This is a genomic window from Clostridium frigoris, from assembly GCF_018861865.1.
In the GTDB taxonomy this organism is placed as follows: Bacteria; Bacillota; Clostridia; order Clostridiales; family Clostridiaceae; genus Clostridium_AD; species Clostridium_AD frigoris.
Genome location: NZ_JAHLDV010000044.1, coordinates 12246 through 29613, shown reverse-complemented (window position 1 = coordinate 29613; position 17368 = coordinate 12246). Strand labels below are relative to the sequence as shown.

General features: G+C 32.5%; 12 protein-coding genes. 9 read left to right on the top strand and 3 right to left on the bottom strand.

Going from position 1 to position 17368, the window contains the following annotated elements; genetic code table 11:
• Positions 1–438: 438 nt before the first annotated feature.
• From KPL37_RS15070 to KPL37_RS15060, 3 genes are all read left to right on the top strand, one after another.
• The gene (locus KPL37_RS15070) at positions 439–1089 is read left to right on the top strand and encodes a class I SAM-dependent methyltransferase (protein ID WP_216150675.1); all 651 of its coding nucleotides are present in this window, start codon (positions 439–441) and stop codon (positions 1087–1089) included.
• Positions 1073–1984 (top strand): PLP-dependent cysteine synthase family protein, encoded by a 912-nt coding sequence (locus tag KPL37_RS15065; protein ID WP_216150673.1) that lies wholly within the window; start codon positions 1073–1075, stop codon positions 1982–1984. Before KPL37_RS15070 ends, KPL37_RS15065 begins: the two co-directional genes overlap by 17 nt.
• A 518-nt stretch (positions 1985–2502) precedes the next feature.
• The gene (locus tag KPL37_RS15060; protein ID WP_216150671.1) at positions 2503–4536 is read left to right on the top strand and encodes an alpha-amylase family glycosyl hydrolase; all 2034 of its coding nucleotides are present in this window, start codon (positions 2503–2505) and stop codon (positions 4534–4536) included.
• Positions 4537–4631: 95 nt separating this feature from the next.
• On the opposite strand, the gene KPL37_RS15055 is transcribed toward KPL37_RS15060, so the two are convergent.
• The 3 genes from KPL37_RS15055 to KPL37_RS15045 all read right to left on the bottom strand — a co-directional run bounded on the left by KPL37_RS15055 (position 4632) and on the right by KPL37_RS15045 (position 11632).
• Positions 4632–6065, bottom strand: a complete 1434-nt coding sequence (locus KPL37_RS15055) for a glutamate synthase subunit beta (protein WP_216150669.1) — start codon at positions 6063–6065, stop codon at positions 4632–4634.
• 66 nt (positions 6066–6131) lie between these two features.
• Positions 6132–10652: a glutamate synthase large subunit gene (gltB, locus tag KPL37_RS15050; RefSeq protein WP_216150667.1), complete on the bottom strand. Its 4521-nt coding sequence runs from the start codon at positions 10650–10652 to the stop codon at positions 6132–6134.
• Positions 10653–10915: 263 nt separating this feature from the next.
• Positions 10916–11632: an SGNH/GDSL hydrolase family protein gene (locus KPL37_RS15045; protein WP_216150665.1), complete on the bottom strand. Its 717-nt coding sequence runs from the start codon at positions 11630–11632 to the stop codon at positions 10916–10918.
• A gap of 472 nt (positions 11633–12104) precedes the next feature.
• Here KPL37_RS15045 and KPL37_RS15040 point away from each other — a divergent pair, with 472 nt between their 5' ends.
• From KPL37_RS15040 to KPL37_RS15015, 6 genes are read left to right on the top strand one after another with little or no spacing between them, the layout of a single operon-like run.
• Positions 12105–13145: an aliphatic sulfonate ABC transporter substrate-binding protein gene (locus tag KPL37_RS15040; RefSeq protein ID WP_216150663.1), complete on the top strand. Its 1041-nt coding sequence runs from the start codon at positions 12105–12107 to the stop codon at positions 13143–13145.
• Positions 13146–13159: 14 nt separating this feature from the next.
• Positions 13160–13999 (top strand): ABC transporter ATP-binding protein, encoded by an 840-nt coding sequence (locus KPL37_RS15035; RefSeq protein ID WP_216150661.1) that lies wholly within the window; start codon positions 13160–13162, stop codon positions 13997–13999.
• The gene (locus KPL37_RS15030; protein WP_216150659.1) at positions 13977–14705 is read left to right on the top strand and encodes an ABC transporter permease; all 729 of its coding nucleotides are present in this window, start codon (positions 13977–13979) and stop codon (positions 14703–14705) included. The genes KPL37_RS15035 and KPL37_RS15030 overlap by 23 nt, the downstream gene beginning before the upstream one ends.
• A gap of 29 nt (positions 14706–14734) precedes the next feature.
• On the top strand, positions 14735–15322 hold the full coding sequence (cysC, locus tag KPL37_RS15025; protein WP_216150656.1) for an adenylyl-sulfate kinase: 588 nt from the start codon (positions 14735–14737) through the stop codon (positions 15320–15322).
• Between the two features lie 57 nt (positions 15323–15379).
• Complete coding sequence (locus KPL37_RS15020; RefSeq protein WP_216150655.1) at positions 15380–17059, top strand: adenylyl-sulfate reductase subunit alpha; 1680 nt, start codon at positions 15380–15382, stop codon at positions 17057–17059.
• Entirely contained in the window at positions 17049–17363 is a 315-nt protein-coding gene (locus KPL37_RS15015) for a 4Fe-4S dicluster domain-containing protein (protein ID WP_216150653.1), read from the top strand. The genes KPL37_RS15020 and KPL37_RS15015 overlap by 11 nt, the downstream gene beginning before the upstream one ends.
• Positions 17364–17368: the final 5 nt, after the last annotated feature.

Genomic DNA, 17368 nt, shown 5'->3' with positions numbered 1-17368 from the left:
GGTCGGTGTCTTGTCAAATTATTATGAATAAATAATTTTTAGTTTTGCCAGGAGCCGTATGCGAGGTCCGCACGTACGGTTCTGTGAGAGGAAAGAAGTCGGAAATTTATTCCCGACTTTTACCTACTCGATTTTTTGATGTAAATTTCCAATTGATACACTTCCTGAAAATTTTTATGTGCTACAGGAGTATATAATAAAATATGGTAAGTATCCATATTAACCATCGCTTTTTAGTTAAAACAATTATTGATGATACTTTAATACATCAAAATATAAATATTTAAAACAAGAGTTGACAAAGATGAAACATAGCATATAATAGAAATAAAACTAATCCGATATGAATACTAATAGATGTGATTAAAAGGAAATATTATTATGTTTTAAGTGTCTAGCTAAAAATTACACTTAAAATAAATATACGGGGGTAATATTATGGGATCAGTAGATTATTTTAATGAAATAGCACAAAGTTGGAATGTAATAAGAAGTGAATATTTTGATGAGAGATTAAAGTATAAGGTTTTATCTAAAGTAAATATTAAGGATAAGGTTGTGGCTGATCTTGGATGTGGAACTGGATTTTTATCATTAGCACTGGCATTAGATGCAAGTATTGTATTTTCTATAGATCAATCTGTAAAAATGTTAATAGAAACAAGAAAATTAATGGAGACTAAAAAATTTGATAATGTATATCCAATAAAATCATCCATAGACAACTTGGCTTTGTTTGATGAATCTGTAGATGTGGTTTTTATTAATATGGCACTTCATCATGTTAAGGATGCTAAAAAAGCAATAGAGGAAATGTTTAGAATAATAAAAAAAGATGGAACTTTAATTATATCAGATGTACAAGAGCATAATGGCGAATGGGCAAAGACTGAGATGTTTGATGAATGGCTTGGGTTTTCAAATAATCAGATGGAAGAGTGGTTAAAATCTGCCGGTTTTAATACAGTTAATATTGAGAATACAGATTTATTATGTAAAGGGTATTCTAGTAAAGGCGAATTTACGCAGACTGGTATTTTTATTGTAGCAGCAAATAAGGGAGGACTAAATAGTGAAATATATAAATAGTGTACTCGAGTATATAGGAAATACACCACTCATAAAATTAAATAATTTAGGATTAAAAGAAGGGGTGAATATTTTTGCAAAACTTGAGGGTGAGAACCCAGGCGGTAGCGTAAAAGATAGAGTTGGTGTATACATGATAAAGGATGCAGAAGACAGGGGCATCCTTAAAGTGGGATATACAATTGTTGAAGCTACCGCAGGGAATACTGGGATAGGTGTGGCACTTGCAGCAATAAATAAAGGCTACAATATAATATTTGTGGTTCCAGAGAAGTTTTCTGTAGAAAAGTTAACTTTGATGAGAGCTCTAGGTGCCACAATTGTTAATACACCAAGGGAAGATGGCATGTTAGGTGCCATCAACAAGGCGAAAGAACTATTGGATGAAATCCCTAATTCTATTTCATTACAACAATTTAAAAATGATGCTAATCCAAAGGCTCATTATGAAACTACGGGGCCAGAAATATATGATGCATTAGAAGGAAAAATTGATTATTTTATTGCAGGAGCAGGTAGTGGTGGAACATTTAGTGGTGTTATGAAATATTTAAAGGAAAAGAATAAAAATATAAAAGGAATTCTAGTTGATCCTTATGGATCAACCATTGGTGGTGGAGAGGAACATTGTTATGATATCGAGGGGATAGGGAATAATTTTGTTCCAACAAATATGAACCTAAACCTTGTTGAAAGTGTTATTAAAATTTCTGATGATGAGGCAATAGATAATGTAAAGCTAATTGCTGCTCGGGAGGGATTGTTTGTAGGTAGTTCTTCCGGAGCTGCAATAGCCGCTGCATTAAAACTTACAGAAACTATTGATAAGGGTAATATTGTTATAATATTACCTGACAGAGGGGATAGATATTTCAGTAAAAATATCTATGATTAATATTTGATACTTATTAATAATTTAGTAGTCAAAAGTTAGAAAATAATATTTAAATTTATGCAGCAGAGCTGATACCTTTGCTGCATATTTTTTTGAGTAAATACCATTAAAATACTATAAAACATAATTTAGTTTACATATAAATAATTATGTAAACTTAATCTAAAATGTAAACCAATTTTAAATTAATAAATAATACTAATATAATAACGAAATAGCTAAATATATATTACATCCAATATTTTCTAGTAATACATTTGATAAAAAAATGAGATGGGAGTTTTCGATTATTTATTAAGACTTTCTGTTGGAATAGAAGACATTACCTATTAATTTTGTTCCATTAGTTAATAATATTTTGCCTAAATTAGAATGCACAAGTAATCTCTTTTGAAAAACAATAGAAAGTAATTTATTTATTTTTTAAAAAACAAAGGATTTTACAATATTTAGTCGAATTTAATATATCAGTGATAGTATTTTGTGTTAAAATAATTATGAACAGGAAGTGATTTTTTATGGAGAATAATAAAAATAAACACATTAAAATAATGGATATTGATCCATACCTTAAGCCATACGAAAGTGATATCAATCTTAGAATGGATACTTATGCTTCTTCTAAGAAAAAATTACTAGGTGATAAACAAAGTTTTAAATCTTTTGCTAATGGTGGATTATATTATGGCTTTCATTTAATGAAGGATGGTTGGATTTATAGAGAATGGGCTCCTAATGCTGACGCTCTTTATTTGATTGGCGACTTTAATTGTTGGGACGCACATACACATCCATTGCAAAAAAAAGAAAATGGAAATTGGGAAATCTTCTTGAAAGGTACGCAAGCTCTTAAACATATGTCTTTTGTTAAGGTAAGGGTAGTAGCCAAAGGAAAATCGAAAGATAGAATTCCACTTTATATTAAGAGGACGGTGCAGGATCCTATTACTCATGATTTTGCAGGTCAAATTTGGCAACCGGATCATGATTTCATTTGGCAAGATAGCGAATTTCATATTAAAAGTAAGGAAGCATTATTTATATATGAGGCACATGTGGGAATGGCTCATGAAAAAGAGGGCGTTGGTACTTTTAAAGAGTTTACAGAAAACATGCTTCCAAGAATAAAAGCCGAGGGTTATAATACAATACAACTTATGGCAATTATGCAACACCCATATTATGCATCTTTCGGTTATCAAGTATCTAATTTTTTTGCAGTTTCCTCATGGTTTGGTACTCCGGATGATTTAAAAAAATTAATTAATGCTGCTCACCTAATGGGAATCTCAGTATTACTTGATTTAGTACATTCTCATTCAATTAAGAATATAGCTGAGGGTATTAATGAGTTCGACGGAACTGATTATCAATTTTTTCATACTGGTAATAAAGGGGATCATCCAGCTTGGGGTACAAAATTATTTAATTATGGAAAACCAGAGGTTATTCATTTTCTTTTGTCAAATATTAAGTTCTGGCTGGAAGAATACCATTTTGATGGTTATCGATTTGATGGTGTGTCATCGATGTTATATCATCACCAAGGATTAGGAGTAGCATTTACAGATTACAGTAAATACTTTAGTATGGAGACGGATATAGAAGCAATTACTTATCTTCAATTTGCGAATGATCTAATTCGTGAAGTTAATCCTACAGCAGTAACAATAGCCGAGGATATGAGCGGGATGCCTGGAATGTGTATACCAGTAAACTTTGGTGGCTTAGGTTTTGATTATCGATTATCTATGGGTGTACCTGATCTTTGGGTGAAAATATTAAAGGAGCTACCTGATGAAAAATGGAGTATGAATCAATTATGGTATGAACTAACTAGTAGAAGACCTATGGAGAAAAATATAGGTTATTCTGAATCACATGATCAGGCCCTTGTAGGTGATAAAACATTAATGTTTAGGCTAGCCGGGAAGGAAATGTATTCTCATATGCTTAAAAGTGATGATAATTTAATAATAAATCGAGCAATGGAACTTGATAAGCTTATTAAATTTTTCACTATAACTTTAGGTGGAGAAGGGTATTTGAACTTTATGGGTAATGAGTTTGGTCACCCTGAATGGATTGATTTCCCACGTGAAGGTAATAATTGGAGTTATAAATATGCAAGAAGACAATGGAGTCTAATGGAAAATAAGGATCTCAAGTATGAGTATTTATCAAATTTTGATAGAGAAATGATAAAATTAATAAAACATTATAATGTTTTAAGTTCCAGTGATTTGCAAAATCTTTGGATTGATGAGAAACTTAAACTGATTGCTTTTAGAAAGGGGAACCTTGTGTTCCTATTTAATTTTAATCCGTCTTGTTCTTTCCCAAGATATGAGCTTCCAACCTCTGAAGAGGGTGATTACAAGGTTGTTTTTAATAGCGATGAAGTTATGTTTGGTGGACAAAAAAGAATTGATACTAATTATATTTATCACTCCAATGTGTTACAAGAAAAAATTGGTGCTAATGGTATTATAATAAATACACCAAGTAGAACTGTTTTAGTTTTAAAGAAAATAGATAATAATATACATTAAGTATTAAAATGAATTACAAAAGGGGACGGTAGCCTAAAATATTCTCGCAAATCATGAGAATATTTAAGAACACCGTCCCTAAGTTTTACTGTTTTTTATCCTCTTAACGAAGTCTCTCCCATTAAGTATTCATCAATATTTTTAGTAACTAAACGACCCTCATATATTGCCCAAACAACTAATGATTGACCTTTTTTCATGTCGCCAGCAGCAAAAACGCCATTAATATTAGTCATATAATTATCATCTACAATTACATTGCCACGGATATCAAAATCTAAACCTAGATCAGTAAGCAATCCTTCATGTTGTGGATGTAAAAAACCCATAGCTAAAATAACTAGGTCAACTTTTAACTCGAATTCTGATCCTGGTATTTCTATCATTTGCATTCCTTTTTCAGTATTTGTCCATTCCACTCTAGACGCATGGAGAGTATTAACAATGCCATCTTCACCAGTGAATTTTCTAGTAGTAACATTCCAATCACGATTACAACCTTCTTCATGGGATGTTGTAGTTTTTAATGTTCTAGGATATGTTGGCCACGGCATTGAATCATCACGCTCAACCGGAGGCTTTGGCATAATTTCATACTGATATACGCTCTTAGCACCTTGCCTTATAGCTGTCCCTATGCAATCAGAACCTGTATCACCACCACCTAGTACTAGTACTACTTTATCTTTAGCATTTATTTCGGTAGTTTCTATTTCTTTGCAAGAAACTCTTCTATTTTGTTGTTTTAGATAATCCATAGCAAAATGTACACCTTTAAGAGTGCGTCCTTCAACTTTCAAATCACGAGGAATTGTACTTCCGCCGGTTAAAGCTACAGCATCATACTGTGCTAAAAGATCTTTTGCAGAATAATCTACGCCAACATTTACGTTAGTTTTGAAATTAACGCCTTCTTCTTTCATAAAATTAACACGTCTCTCGACTATACTTTTATCTAATTTGAAATCCGGTATACCATAACGCAGAAGTCCCCCTATTTCGTCGTCCCTCTCAAATACAGTTACATCGTGTCCGACTGAATTAAGTTCAGCAGCAGCTGCAAGACCTGATGGACCTGAGCCAATTATAGCAACCTTTTTACCAGTTCTTACTCTAGGTTCTAGTGGGTTTGTCCATCCTTCTTCAAATGCTTTTTCTATAATATTTAATTCTATTTCCTTTATTGCAATAGGATCTCTATTAACACCTAATGTGCATGAACCTTCACAAGGAGCAGGGCAAATTCTGCCAGTGAATTCTGGAAAGTTATTTGTAAGAGTTAGTCTATCATATGCTTTTTCCCATTTCTCTTTATATACCATGTCATTCCAATCTGGAATTAAGTTTCCAAGAGGACAGCCCCAGTTACAAAAGGGAACACCACACTCCATGCACCGTGAACCTTGCTGACGTAATTTATCAACTGGGAATTTAATGAATAATTCTTTAGAGTCCTTAATTCTATCTTTAACAGGGCGTTTTTTTGCAGTTTCTCTTTTGAATTCTCTGAAACCTTGCAATTTTCCCAAATTTAACACCTCCAAAAATTGAAAAGTATGAACTGTTCTCAATAAAGATTAACAGTTCTATATCTTCTATTTACCTTCTAATATTGCTTTGTAAGCGGTTGGTATTACTTTTTTAAACCTTAATTTATATTCATTCCAATTAGTTAAAATCTTATTTGCTTTGTTACTGTTGGTAGCCTCAAAATGTTCTTTTATTATTAAATAAAGTTGATCTAAATCTGATTTAGATTTTATTGATTCTACTTCAATCATTTCCATATTACATTTTGATTTAAAAGTTTCATCTTCATCTATAACGTATGCTATACCGCCACTCATTCCAGCTGCAAAGTTTCTACCAGTTCTACCAATGATAACTACAACTCCACCAGTCATGTATTCACAACCGTGGTCTCCAATTCCTTCAGCTACAGCTTCTGCTCCTGAATTTCTTACTGCAAAACGTTCACCTACGAGTCCATTTATAAATAATTTACCAGAAGTTGCTCCATACAGAATTGTGTTACCAGCAATGAAGTTTTCATCTTGAATAAAGGTACAATTTTCTGGTGTCTTTACAATGATTTTAGCACCTGATAATCCTTTTCCAACATAATCATTTGCATCTCCTACGAGTTTTAATGTTAACCCATTAGCACCAAATGCTCCGAAACTTTGACCAGCAGCTCCTACAAAATTTAGTGTTATTGTGTCATCTGGAAGTCCTTTAGCGCCATATTTCATAGCAATCCTTCCGCTTAACATTGCGCCAACAGAACGATTAACATTTTCAATTTCTAAGTTAAAGGTACTTTTTCTTCCATTTTCTAAAGATTCTTTTGCCATTTCAATAAGTTTAAAATCTAATGAATTATCTAAGCCATGATTCTGCGCAATTACACAGTAACGTTTAATTCTTTTTGGCATATCAGGTTTATATAAAATATTAGATAAATCTAGATTTTTTGCTTTCCAATGAGTGATTGCTTTTTTAGGACTAATCTTATCCACTCTACCAACCATTTCATTCATAGTTCTAAAACCGAGTTTTGACATTTGTTCCCTTATTTCCATTGCAATAAATGTAAAGAAGTTTACAACATATTCTGGTTTGCCCTTAAAATTCTTACGAAGCTCTGGAGCTTGAGTAGCTATACCCATATCGCAAGTATTTAAGTGACAATTTCTTAGCATAGTACAACCGAGCACTACAAGAGCTGTAGTTGCAAATCCAAATTCTTCTGCTCCAAGAAGTGCAGCGATAACAACATCACGTCCTGTTTTAAGCTGACCATCAGTTTGAACTGTTACTCTGCTTCTTAAATTATTTAATAAAAGTACCTGCTGAGTCTCAGCAAGTCCAAGCTCCCAAGGAAGTCCAGCATGTTTAATAGATGATAGAGGAGAAGCACCTGTTCCACCATCATGACCACTTATTACTATAGCGTCTGAATGTGCTTTAACAACTCCAGCGGCTATTGTTCCAACACCTAATTCTGAAACTAATTTTGTACTTATTCGTGCATGAGGATTTACACTCTTTAAATCATAAATAAGCTGAGCTAAATCTTCAATTGAGTATATGTCATGATGAGGTGGAGGTGATATTAAATCAATTCCAGGTGTTGAATGCCTAAGTCTTGCTATATTAACATCTACTTTTTTACCTGGTAGTTGCCCACCTTCACCGGGTTTCGCTCCTTGAGCTATCTTAATTTGTAATTCATCTGCATTAACAAGGTATTCAGTTGTAACACCAAATCTAGCAGAAGCTATTTGTTTAATTGCACTTCTTCTTAAATCTCCATTTTGATCAACCTTGAATCTTTCAGGATCTTCTCCACCTTCGCCAGTGTTACTTTTACCACCTAGTCTATTCATAGCTATGGCCATAGTTTCATGAGCTTCCTTACTAATAGATCCAAATGACATTGCACCTGAGCAGAAACGCTTCACTATTTCACTAATTGGCTCTACTTGCTCTATTGGAATTTCATTTCCATAATTAAGTTCAAATAATCCTCTAATTGTACATAAATGTTTGTCCTGATCATTTATAATTTTTGAGTATTCTTTATATAATTTATAATCATTGGTTCTTGCAGCTACTTGAAGTTTATATATTGTATCAGGATTAAATAAATGATATTCTCCTTCTTTTCTCCAAGAATATAAGCCACCAACATCTAGTTCAGCAATGGGTTTTCTTAACTTATTAAAGGCATTTTTATGTCTTATTAATACTTCTTTTGCCACAGTTTCAATACCAATTCCACCAATTCTAGATGGTGTTCCTCCAAAATATTTTTGTAGAAACTCAGAGTTTAAACCAACTGCATCAAAAATTTGTGCTCCGTGATAACTTTGAATAGTTGATATTCCCATCTTTGATAATATTTTTAGAAGGCCTTGTGATATTGCATGTATATAGTTTTCATGGGCTTTTTCTATTGAAATATTTTCTAGGTCACCCTCATTTATAATATTGTCAATTGTTTTAAATGCAAGATATGGGTTAACACCAGTTGCACCGTAACTAATTAATAATGCCATATGCATGGTTTCTCTTGCTTCTCCTGTTTCAACTATTATAGAGGCGAAGGTTCTAGTTTTTTCTCTTGTTAAATGCTGTTGAACAGCAGACAGCGCAAGTAAACTTGGAATTGCGGCATCGTAAGAGTCTACTAATCTATCACTAAGAACGATAATATTATATCCTTCTTTAATTCTTGAAGATGCCCTTTCACAAATTTTGTCAAGTGCCATTTTAAAACCTTCAACACCAGTATCTGCCTTAAAAGTAATAGGAATTGTTGTTGTTTTAAAAGCATTATCTTTTAAATTCTTAATTTTAGCCATTTCCAAGTTCGTTAAAAGGGGTCTACTTATTTCAATAAATGGATTATTATTAGAATCCTGATTTAAAACATTATATTGAGAGCCTACATAGTTCATTAAAGACATTACCATTTTCTCTCTAATTGAATCAATTGGAGGATTGGTAACCTGTGCAAAAAGTTGCTTAAAATAAGCAAATAAAAGTTGTGGTTTGTTAGATAAAACAGCAAGAGGAGTATCATTTCCCATGGAACCAGTTGGCTCTTTTCCGTTTTCTGCCATTGGAGATAAAATAAGTTTTAAATCTTCTAAAGTATAACCGAAGGCTTGCTGCTTTTCTTTTAAAATATCCTTATCTATTATAACCTCATCAACTACACCTTCAAAATCTTCTAGATATAGTTTGTTTTTCAAAACCATTTCTCCATAAGGCTTATTTGTACAAACTGTTTTTTTTACTTCATCGTCTGTAATTATTCGTCCTTCATTAGTATCAATTAGGAACATTTTTCCAGGCTGAAGTTTACCCTTTTTTTTGATATCTTCTGGTTTAAATTTAAGTACTCCAGCTTCAGATGCAAGAACAGCAAAACCATCCTTTGTTATTACATATCTTGCAGGTCTAAGTCCATTTCTATCAAGTGTTGCACCTATTCGAATTCCATCTGTAAATGCAACAACTGCAGGGCCGTCCCAAGGTTCAATGAGTGATCCATGATATTCATAAAATGATTTTTTATAATCTTCCATGTCATCATTTGTAGTCCAAACTTCAGGAATCAACATCATAAGACTATGAGGCAGAGATCTTCCATCCATTTTTAATAGTTCCAACATATTATCTAAGGAAGCTGAGTCGCTGCCATTAGGACTAATAATTGGGAATAACTTCTTAAGATTTTTTCCGTACACCTTAGATTTTATTATTCCTTCTCGTGCATTCATCCAGTTTCTATTACCACGAATAGTGTTTATTTCACCATTATGAGCCAGATATCTAAAAGGTTGCGCTAGATCCCAAGTTGGAAATGTGTTTGTACTATATCTTTGATGAACAAGGCAAAGGGCACTTTTAAAATTTATGTCTTGTAAATCAATGTAAAAGCCTTTTATTTGGTCGGCAAGTAAAAGGCCCTTGTAAACAATTGTTCGGCTAGAGAGACTACAAATATAGAAGTATTCTGTGTTCCTATTAACCAACTTGATTACTTCGCTTTCAGCTCTTTTCCTTATAATATAAAGTCTTCTTTCAAATTCTTCTTGTAATTCATCTTCAGAAAGGGAGTCATCCTTAAAAGTAGACCCTATAAATATCTGCCTTATAATAGGTTCGGTTCCTTTTGCTGTGTCACCTATGTTTCTACTATCTATAGGAACTGATCTCCAGCCTATTATCTTTTGACCTTCTTCTTCTGCAATTCTTTCCAGTATTCCTTCACACTGAAATCTAAGTGCGGGTTCTTTTGGTAAAAAAATCATTCCTACAGCGTATTTCCCAACTCTAGGTAATTCGAGTCCTAAGTTATCGCAGCTAATTCTAAAAAACTCATCAGGAATTTGAACAAGTATTCCAGCACCATCTCCAGTTTTAGGATCTGCACCGACTGCACCTCTATGGGTCAAATTCACAAGAACCTTTAGCCCTTTTTTTATAATACCGTTGGTTTTTTCACCTCTGACATTTACTACAAAACCAACGCCACAATTATCTTTTTCATTAGCAGGATCATATAATCCCTGCTTTTCAGGATAACCAATGCTATTATTCACAATATTACCCCCTTCTAATTTTATAAAGTAATTATATAAATTGTACCACGATTCTGTAAATTTGCAAGTTTGATTTTTTTATGAGTCAAATTTAATAATTTACAGACTATTCCTAAGGAAATTACCAATATAAGTGGTTTTTATAATCTAACAATAAAAGCAACAATCATTGAAAATAAATATCAATGATTGTTGCTAAGGAAAGAAATCATATTACTATACTTAATTTTTCTGAAAAGATAATCTCAGTAAATTTATTGCTTTTACTTTTCCAATAAAAAATTATAATTTTCTTTTATAAAGTTTAATATAACAGTTGCTATTAATGATTGACCATCAATATTTGGATGTATACCATCTTTACATAAAAGCCGAGTGTAGTCACTATGCTTTAAAAACTCTGCGCGAACATCAATAAGTACAGTATCAGTTTCTTTAGCTACCTGGGTAATCATTTTACTATATGAATTATGCCAAGTAAAAAGTCTATCCTTCGTTCCGAGCCAATGTAAAATGTTTTTTTCAGAAGTAGAATCTTCTTTTGAAATCCAGTTGAAATATTTTAAAGGATCAAGTGGAGGTAAAGTCAAAAGCACAGGAAGTATGTGATTATTCTTCAATGTATCTATCATTGAAAGTAATGTTTCACGAAAAGTAGAAATATCAGTATTTGGTTTGTATTCCATTTCAGGATTTTTTGCAATTTCATCCCATTTATAATCACAATCATTACCACCAAACTCTACTAAAACTATATCAGGTGATTTTTTAATCACATCATTGTACATTTTAAGTGCTCCACGCATAATTGTGTTACCGAATCTACCTGCATTGTACACAGGTCCTTTTAGTTTATTCTCAACAATACTTGTAAAATTTTCTTTTAAAGTTGCATATTTAGATTTCTTATCATCGTAAATAATCCCTTTTGTAATGGAATCACCATATGCTACTATAATGTAACTATCTTTAACTTCCATAATATACCTCCATAAAACCAAATTATATAAATTAACTTACTTATTATATATTAATATAATACCATATGAATACAAACATTTCAATACATAGTTATTAAAACTACGTAAAATATTAAAATACTTATTAATACACTTGTTTAATATAGTCTTCCCATTATTATTTGGTATATTCTATACTAAATAATAAAAATAAATAAGTAAATATATAAGAGTAATAATTTCAGTAGACTAAGAATGTATAGGAAAATATAGGATGATAATTGTGTTGACAATTAATTAAACTAATGATAATATACACCTAACCTATAGGAAAAGTATGGTTAAGCTAAATGAAGAAAATTTAGAATTAATAAACAATTAGGAATTAGGAATTAGCAATTATATAGTATAAAGATATTTAAAATACGTATTATTTAGTGCATAAATAGTATTGAATATTTCAATAAAAACTAATTTTAGTAGGAGGCCCACATTGAAAAATTCAAAGGGATTTAAAGTTTCAGGAGTAATACTAGCAGGTATTTTAATTATTACTGGATTAGCAGGTTGCTCAAAAAAAGTGGTAAATGAGGATGTTGATGTAAGGGTTGGATATTTCCCAAACATAACCCATTCACAAGCGCTTGTAGGACGTGAGCAAGTTAGCTTTCAAAAGGCTATAGGAACGAAAAACAACGTAGTGTGGAAATTATTTAATGCAGGACCTGCGGAAGTTGAAGCATTATTTGCAAAAGCTATTGATATTGCATATATTGGACCCGGCCCTGCTATTAATGGATATTCAAAATCCAAAGGTGATATTCAAATTGTAGCAGGTGCAACGGATGCTGGGGCAATATTTGTATCTAAAAAGGGAATGGTTATTAAGAATTTGAAAGATTTGAATGGTAAAAAAATTGCAGTCCCACAGTTTGGAAATACGCAAGATTTAACACTTAGGAACATATTGTCTGAAAATGGACTTAAGGATAAAACAAAGGGTGGAACGGTTGAGGTAAGGCAAGCATCAAATGCTGATATTTTATCATTACTAAAAAAAGGGGACATAGATGCTGCATTAGTACCTGAACCTTGGGGCTCAAGACTTATTAAAGAGGCCGGAGCAAATATTATTCTAGATTATAAAGAATTATTTAGGCAAGGAAAATATACTACAGCTGTAGTAGTTGTGAGAACTGAGTTTTTAAAGGATCATCCATTGATTGTTGAAAATTTTATAAAGGCACATGTAGATGTAACTACTTACATTAATAATAATCCAGAAAAGGCTAAGGTAATAGTTAATAAACAGATTACTGAGCTAACCAAAAAAGGAATAGAAAAGGATGTTTTAGATGCTGCATTTAAAAGATTAACAATTACAAATAATCCGGAAAAGAATTCTGTTTTAGATTTTGTTAAATTCTCACTTCAAGAGGGGTTCTTAAGATTAAATCCAGACACAAAGGATTTGTTTAACCTTACTATTTTAAATAAGGTTCTAAAAGAAAAAGGTCAAGTACAAATCAAATAAAAGAGGTGATAAGTTTGAGTCTTATAGTTAAGGACGTTAGTAAGGAGTTTATTTCAAAACATAAGAAAACAAGTACACTTGAAAATTTTAATTTAGAGATAACAAAGGGTGACTTTGTATGCATATTAGGGCCATCTGGTTGTGGGAAATCAACTCTACTAAATATTTTAGCTGGACTTGAAAAAGCAACCAAAGGTGTGGTTTTACTTAATGGTAGTGAAATAACAGGTCCAGGGCCTGATAGAACAGTAATGTTTCAAGAAGCGGCGTTATTTCCATGGCTTAAGGTAATAGATAATGTAGAGTTTGGCATGAAGATGGCTGGAATGCCTAAGGAAGATAGGTATAAGAAGGCAATTCATTATTTGAAAATGGTGCATTTATCAAAATTTCAAGATTCTTATGTTTATGAGTTGTCAGGTGGAATGAAGCAAAGAGTAGCTCTCGCCCGTGCACTATCTCTTGATTCTGAAATACTTCTAATGGATGAGCCTTTTGCAGCCCTTGACAGTCAGACTAAAATGATGCTGCAACAAGAGTTACAACGAATATGGGTAAATACAAAAAAAACAATTATTTTTATTACCCATAATGCAGAAGAAGCAGTTTATTTGGCTAATAGGGTTGTGGTGATGGCAGCGAATCCTGGTAGAATAAAGCAAGAATTTAGGATAGAACTTGCAAGGCCAAGGGAAATGGAAAGTTGTGATATAGCTTATTATACATCTAAGATAATGAAAGCATTAAAAGAGGAGGTGGAGAAGGTTGCAAAAGCAGAATACGATGGTGATTGGAATATTGAAGAAAATACTGTTCTATATACTCCTGATAATGATATGGGAGGGGATTTATAAACTAGGTGTTGATATTTTTAAAATTTGGAAACCATACATTTTCCCATCACCTTTTGACGTTTTTGGTACTTTGATTTCACTTATAAAAGATAACACAATAGGAATTGCTATTGTTGCAAGTTTAAAGAGAATTGTAGTTGGATATTTTATATCAGTAATAATAGGAGTGACTCTAGGACTTACAATTGCTAGATTTAAGTATTTAGATGAAAATTTAGGGCCATTAATTTTAGGACTTCAAACTTTACCTAGTATTTGCTGGTTGCCTTTTGCTATTCTTTGGTTTGGACTTAGTGAGATTTCAATTATTTTCGTAATTGCTATTGGTTCAACATTTGCGGTGGCAATATCCGTTAAATATGCTATACAAAATATAAATCCATTATATATAAGAGCTGCAAAAACAATGGGTGCAAAGGGTAGTAAGGTTTATATCCATGTAATTTTGCCAGCAGCACTTCCAGATATAGTTAGTGGACTTAAGCAGGGTTGGTCATTCGCATGGAGGGCTTTGATGGCTGGAGAAATGTTATCTTCAACAAAGGGGCTTGGTCAAGTGCTTATGGTAGGACGTGATTTAGCCGACATTAGCCAAGTTGTAGCTGTAATGATAGTAATAATAATTCTTGGGTTATTCGTTGATAAACTTGTTTTTTCTAGACTCGAGAAAAATATGAGACATAAATGGGGCCTTGATAGGGCATAGCTTTTTAATAATGATGGAGGTAAATATAAATGAGCATAGAAAACATTACTTGGCATGATGCATCTGTAACCCGTGAGTTACGCGCAAATCTATTATCACAAAAATCTAAGTTGTTATGGTTTACAGGTCTTTCTGGATCGGGTAAATCAACAGTTGCAAATGCTTTAGATATAAGATTAAATGAAATGGACAAAGCAACTTATCTATTAGATGGAGATAATATTCGACTAGGTATAAACTCAGATCTTGGGTTTTCAATTCAGGATAGAAATGAAAATATACGCCGAATTAGTGAAATTGGAAAATTGTTTGTAGATTCAGGATTAATTACCATCGCTTGTTTCATATCTCCATTAAAAGTAAATCGTGAAATGGCACGTAAAATAATAGCGGATGATTTTATTGAAATATTTGTTGATTGCCCACTTGAGGAATGTGAAAAAAGGGATCCTAAGAATTTATATAAAAAGGCAAGACTAGGCGAAATAAAAGACTTTACAGGTATATCTTCTCCTTATGAAAAACCTGAAAATCCTGAAATTGTTGTAAACACAAAAGAGAAAACAGTTGATCAATGTGTAGATCAAATATTGGACTATTTAAAGGTAGGTATTTAAAATAGATTAATGTATTTATAACTGTTTTATTTTAGATATCTTAGATAGGAGGATATAATGAGGCTTGAAACAAAAGTACTAGAAACAGATGTGTTAGTAGTTGGTGGAGGCACCGCTGGATGTTATGCAGCATTAACTTTAAGTAAGAGGGAAGATATTAATATTATTGTAGCAGATAAGGCTAATATTAAAAGAAGTGGATGTCTAGCTGCAGGAGTAAATGCAATAAATGCCTACATTAATAAAGGACATACCCCAGAAGAATTCGTAGATTATGTTAAGAAGGAAGCTGAAGGTATAATAAGAGAAGATTTGGTATATTCCATAGCTAAGAATTTAAATAAGGTTACAAAACACATGGAAAGTATAGGCCTTACTATTTTAAAAGATTCAGAGGGTGAATATGTAAGTAGGGGTAAACGAAGTATTAAAATTAACGGAGAAAACATAAAACCACTTCTTGCAAATGAGGTTAATTTAAAGCCAAATATAAATGTTTTAAACAAGGTAAATATAATAGATTACATTGTCAAAGATGGTGCGGTTATTGGTGCTTATGGTTTTCATATAGAAGAAAATATATTTTATACAATTTATTCGAAAGCTGTAATTTGTACTACCGGTGGAGCCTCTGGCCTTTATAAACCCAATAATCCTGGCTTTTCTAAACATAAGATGTGGTATTCACCCTTTAATACTGGAGCAGGTTATGCTATGGGTATAAGAGCTGGAGCTGAAATGACCTCTTTTGAAATGAGGTTTATTGCGCTAAGGTGTAAGGATACTATAGCACCAACAGGTACAGTGGCTCAAGGTATTGGTGCAAGGCAAGTTAATGCTATCGGAGATGAATATGTAAAAAATTATGGCAAACCATTAACGACTATAAGATTATTTGCAACTGTAGAGGAAAATAGTAAAGGTCTAGGACCTTGTTATTTAAAAACAAAAGGCATTTCGGGTGGAGTCCAGGAAGAACTTTATAAGGCATACCTTAATATGGCGCCAGCTCAAACTTTAAAGTGGATTGAAGATGGAGTTGGGCCTAGCAAGGAGAATCTTGAGATAGAGGGTACAGAGCCTTATATAGTTGGTGGACATGCGGCCAGTGGATATTGGGTGGATACCAAACGGACTACAACAATTAAAGGACTATATGCAGCTGGAGATGTCGCAGGGGGAAGCCCTAAAAAATACGTGACTGGTTGTTTTGTAGAAGGTGAAATTGCAGCTGCCTCTGCGATTGAGTTTATAGAAAACAAGAAAAACAAGCTAATTGATGATGCAGAAATTTCATCTAAAGTAAAAATATTAGAAACTTTTCTTGAAAAGAATGATAGCTTATTTTCTATAAATGGTATTGAAGAGGCTATGCAAAAGGTAATGGATGAATATGCAGGTGGTATTTCTAAGAATTATGTTTTTAATTCTTCTAGGTTACAAATTGCTAGCAAAAAAATAGAAGAACTTTTAGTTCTTTCAAATAAATTAAGTGCTATAGATATGAGAGAACTACTTCAAATATATGAAGTTATTGATAGGCTGTATGTATGCAAGGTTTTAATAGTTCATCTTTTAGCAAGGAAAGAAACTCGCTGGAAATGTTATGGTGAAAATGCAGACTTCAAGGAAAAGGACGAAAATTTGCTTAAGTATGTAAATACTATATATAAGGAAGGTACGGTTCAAGTTGTTTTTAGAAACCTAGTAAAGAGAGATGAAGTTTATGAGCATTAAAATAGATTTACAAAAATGTGTGGGTTGTGGTAAATGCCTTAAGGTTTGTCCTGGAAATCTTATTTTTAAAAATTGTGAATCGAAAGCTTTTATAAAATACCCTGAGGAGTGTTGGGGGTGTACTGCCTGTCTTAAAGAATGTCCAGTCCAGGCTATAAATTATTATCTGGGCGTCGATATTGGTGGCAAAGGAACTTATTTAAATACTAAAAAAGAAAAAAATCTTCTTCATTGGCATATATTTAAGCCAAATAAGGTTGAGATAATCATTACAACAAATGAAACTGAAGGTAACAAATATTAGGGAGG

Bases quoted from the DNA above. Each gene is read 5' to 3' on its own strand.
- KPL37_RS15070 (WP_216150675.1), top strand. From the start codon at position 439: ATGGGATCAGTAGATTATTTTAATGAAATAGCACAAAGTTGGAATGTA.
- KPL37_RS15060 (WP_216150671.1), top strand. From the start codon at position 2,503: ATGGAGAATAATAAAAATAAACACATTAAAATAATGGATATTGATCCA.
- KPL37_RS15045 (WP_216150665.1), bottom strand. From the start codon at position 11,632: ATGGAAGTTAAAGATAGTTACATTATAGTAGCATATGGTGATTCCATT.
- KPL37_RS15030 (WP_216150659.1), top strand. From the start codon at position 13,977: ATGATATGGGAGGGGATTTATAAACTAGGTGTTGATATTTTTAAAATT.
- cysC (WP_216150656.1), top strand. From the start codon at position 14,735: ATGAGCATAGAAAACATTACTTGGCATGATGCATCTGTAACCCGTGAG.
- KPL37_RS15020 (WP_216150655.1), top strand. From the start codon at position 15,380: ATGAGGCTTGAAACAAAAGTACTAGAAACAGATGTGTTAGTAGTTGGT.
- KPL37_RS15015 (WP_216150653.1), top strand. From the start codon at position 17,049: ATGAGCATTAAAATAGATTTACAAAAATGTGTGGGTTGTGGTAAATGC.